The 3,980-nt window shown below is 36.1% G+C and carries 4 protein-coding genes; all 4 read right to left on the bottom strand.

The features are described 5' to 3' along the window. Positions 1-581: 581 nt before the first annotated feature. Complete coding sequence (locus EG242_RS14550; RefSeq protein WP_124900643.1) at positions 582-1,508, bottom strand: HipA domain-containing protein; 927 nt, start codon at positions 1,506-1,508, stop codon at positions 582-584. Further along, positions 1,501-1,836, bottom strand: a complete 336-nt coding sequence (locus EG242_RS14545) for a HipA N-terminal domain-containing protein (RefSeq protein ID WP_124900641.1) — start codon at positions 1,834-1,836, stop codon at positions 1,501-1,503. Before EG242_RS14545 ends, EG242_RS14550 begins: the two co-directional genes overlap by 8 nt. Then, on the bottom strand, positions 1,836-2,039 hold the full coding sequence (locus EG242_RS14540) for a type II toxin-antitoxin system Y4mF family antitoxin (RefSeq protein WP_124900639.1): 204 nt from the start codon (positions 2,037-2,039) through the stop codon (positions 1,836-1,838). Before EG242_RS14540 ends, EG242_RS14545 begins: the two co-directional genes overlap by 1 nt. A 593-nt stretch (positions 2,040-2,632) precedes the next feature. Next, on the bottom strand, positions 2,633-3,481 hold the full coding sequence (gene rfbD, locus EG242_RS14535; RefSeq protein WP_124900637.1) for a dTDP-4-dehydrorhamnose reductase: 849 nt from the start codon (positions 3,479-3,481) through the stop codon (positions 2,633-2,635). Positions 3,482-3,980 lie beyond the last annotated feature (499 nt).

The raw sequence follows: 3,980 nt of genomic DNA, 5'->3' as shown, positions 1-3,980 counted from the left end.
GTTTCGACACTCGATTAAAACCTCATACCGCTGTGTTTATAGTTTCATTTCGGTTTTAATATAAATTAATCGAATGCTTGACACTTCCAGATAGTCGAAATAGGGTGTTTTTTTGCTGTATAGCGTATTACTGTATATTGTAGTGTTGAACCGATGAATCGACGATTCTGATTAGCAAATTAGCGGATTGGCAAATGTTTGATGGTGCTGGGTGTTTAGTTGTTGAAGTGTTGAACCGATTAATCGTTGAGTCGTGTGGTTTAATAGTCACAATCTGTTTTGCTTGATGTTTTTTTTACCACAGATTCACAGATTATGAGAATTTGTTAAAGGTGCTGGATGTTTGTTGCTGGATGTTTGATGTTAAATTGTTGAGTCGTGGGATTTAATAGTCTCAATCTGTTTTGCTTTATGTTTTTGATTTTAGCCATAATGTAGTTTTGTTAAGATACAAATCCATTGGAATTATCTTAATCTAAAGTGGATTTTTTATCTGTTAAAATGGTAAACAGTTATGGGGTTAAGAAGTAACCGAATAACGAGATAATAAAATATTGAAATTGTTTAAGTGATCTAAACAACTAAAGACCCAACTGGCTAAATTTATTATTTAAAATTCTGATGTATTCTTGTTTATATTCTTCACTTAAAAAACTTCTGTTGATGAGATCTACTGCCTTATAAATCTGGTTAGAGAAATCTTTGTAAATGTTGTTGCGCACTATATCTGTAATTTCCAAAGACGTTGCAAACTGATCAAAATCTGAACCTTTTATTTTTCTTTTTCTACCTGCCAAGGTTAATGCCATTTCTTCTTCATCGGCAGGAAAAATGAGATTTACATTTATAAGGTCATAAGCCGGTGAAAACAAAACACCATTCTGGGTATGTACTAAGGAAAAGTTTTTTAAGTGCATATCGTTATTTCCTGTTAAGAAAGAAAACAATACCAAACGATAATATCTAATGGCATCCAAACCGGGATTGGCAGCATACTTTCTGATGATTTTACCTACCCGTTCATAGGAGCTTTTATATTTTTGTTCTGTAAGCAGTTCTGACAACTGACACAGATCTTCTACGTGAATCTTATTTCGCTTTACACGATCGAAGCGTTTTGTGATATAAGCCAATTCTGCAGTTGAAGTATGTATTAATGCATGTTGGGCAGTTTCTATTTTAAACAGTTTAGCCATATGCATTGTAAGATCTTCTACCTGCGGCATTGCTTCAAAATTTGCAGACTGCGGTTTTAGGATATAATCTCCCCCTAAACCTACCAAGGTTAAGCGTTTATTTCCTTTTTCACCGTTTAAACTTAATGATATTTTAGGTTGCACACCTGTTAATGCCAGTCGTTCATTTACGGTAAGCTGTGCCAACTTGTTTAATTTCTCTTGATCTAATTCTAAAACAGGAACCTTGGCTGTTCCAAAAAATTTCCTTGAACAATTGGCATGATACTCACCATTTTCTACGGGCTTATAACAAAACAGACAACTATTCATTCCTGTCCGCCTCCATCGGATATACAGATACTGCCCCAATGGTGTCTCTGCACAGATTGATTAATAGTTCAAAACGATCTCGTGTATTGAGTTTCCAATGTTTCTCACCAATTTCCAACAACCATCCTTCAGGAATGAGTCCGTCGAAAAACGGAAACAGCACGTTACTATGGTAACTTTCTTCTGAAAGTGGAAGCGTTAAACTCACGGGTTTAGGATCTAGTGTTTTTAAATACTCTTTTTTATAGTGAAATGTATAGCCACTATCCCCTTCAACCAGCGTACCTGCAAGCTGATCTTGAAAATATATGTTTGCCTGCCGTGCCATTATTCTTGAATTTTATCGATTACACCTACTTCTTTTCCAAACAATGCCAGTATATCGTTCACTTTATCCATTCGTAATGTTTTTTTTCCCTGCTCTAAATCACGAACAAAGCGCAGACCTACGCCAGCGTTTAAAGCTAAGTCTTCTTGGGTTAGCCTTAACTCTTTTCGTTTTTGTTTTACAAACAACCGTAATGAATGCATATCTATACCTTTTGTGGTATAAATATATGAAAAACAAACATAATAATACCAATTCGGGTATAAAATTAATATTCATTCTTATATTATACCTAAACGGGTGTAATTATTTAGAGCTTTGGTGATATATTGAGTGATGTTTGATGTTTGATGTTTGGTGTTGAGTGATGGATGTGCCTTCGAGAACATTTCGACAAGCTCAGTAACCGCAGGCTCAGTGACCAGCTCAGCGACCGTCGGTGATTCCGATGGCTCGGGAAAAGTTTTGATGAATCGTTTAATCGTGGGGGTTAATAGTCATATTCTGTTTTAATTAATACTATCTTTTACCACGGATACATAGATTCTAAAGAATTTACTAAAATGTTTTATTTTAAGAACGGAGTAAATCTTCACGGATGGCTGAATGTGATACATTCAGTTGTTTTGATTGGAATTACGTTGCTGGTTTAATCCCGATGGTCAGGACAATGTGTTTTAACGTTAGTGCGTCAGTTCGCAAGCTTGTTTGAAACAAGTTTAGAGTGAAAGTAATATGGATGATCGTACTGAATAAAAAAACGAAGTAACAGTTGAACTATTACTCCGTTTTTTATTTATAATTTGGCAAGCATTTCTTTTAAACTGTCTTTCCAATCTGGAACAGCTACCTGATATACTTCTTTTATTTTAGATTTGTCTAATAATGAGAAATTTGGTCGTTTTGCCGGTGTTGGAAAAGCATTGCTGCCTATCGCATTTACTTTGGTGCTAAACCCATTTAATTCTTTTACAGCCATTGCAAAATCGTGCCAGCTGATTTTACCCTCGTTGCTGTAATGATAAACGCCTTGAACAAATTCTGGTGCTTCGATGATCTGCATGATTGCTTGCGCTAAATCACGTGCATAAGTTGGAGTGCCTATCTGGTCGGCTACTACACCAATCTCTTCACGTTCATTCATTAAACGCATCATGGTTTTCACGAAATTGGCTCCGTAAGTTGAATATACCCATGCCGTACGGATGATTACATGATTTGCACCCGATGCACGCAAAGCCTGTTCGCCATGTAATTTGGTTAATCCATACACATTAATAGGATCCGGGGCATCGGTTTCCTTTAAAGGTGTTTCACTTGTACCATCGAACACATAATCGGTAGAAATATGGATTACTTTTGCATTGTTATCTGCTGCCCACGCTCCTATTGTTTTTACTGCAATATGGTTTACAGCATCACACAATTCTTGGTCGCTTTCGGCTTTGTCAACTGCGGTATAAGCGCCTGCGCTGATAATAATCTCTGGTTTTTCGACAGTTAATACTTCAATAATCTGCTCCGGATTACTTAAATCCATCTCCTCACGGTCAACAAAAACCATTTGGTGGTGCGGATACGCTTCTTTTAAATCGTATAATTCGGAACCTAACTGACCGTTACGGCCGGTGATTAGTATTTTCATGATGTGTGATGATATGTTGAACTGATGATTTGTTGATCCCATTTACGGGACAAGACCTGATGAATTTTTAAGTCTAAATTCGTGTTTAATATCATTCTGACGTAATTAACAAATTCTCCTTGTCTAAATATATCTTCTTCTTTTACGTCCATGCATTATTTTACAGCTTGGAAGTCGTGAATCGTTGATTTATGACTAAAAGAAGCAAAAGTCTTTCTTTTTCTGATCTTGCCTCGGTTATACGACGGTTACCTAACATCTTAAAAACTATCAAATCGCAATTCGGCAAGCTCACTGACCAACCGATTTGATTGCGTTTTCTTCGCTGAGGCAACTATCGTCATTTAACCAATGGCGCTTTTAATACAGCTAAATAATCCAATTTAACTTTTTAAAAGTTAAACAATTCTACAATTCAACTTTAAACAATTCGTTAAATGTTGGTAGAATGATATCTTTTTCTGATACGATTTCTGCTCCTGCAGTAATTCCCCAATCG

It is taken from the genome of Paenimyroides viscosum (assembly GCF_003858535.1).
In the GTDB taxonomy this organism is placed as follows: Bacteria; Bacteroidota; Bacteroidia; order Flavobacteriales; family Flavobacteriaceae; genus Flavobacterium; species Flavobacterium viscosum.
Note: the sequence above shows the minus strand (reverse complement) of the source record. Positions and strands in the feature narration are given on the sequence as shown.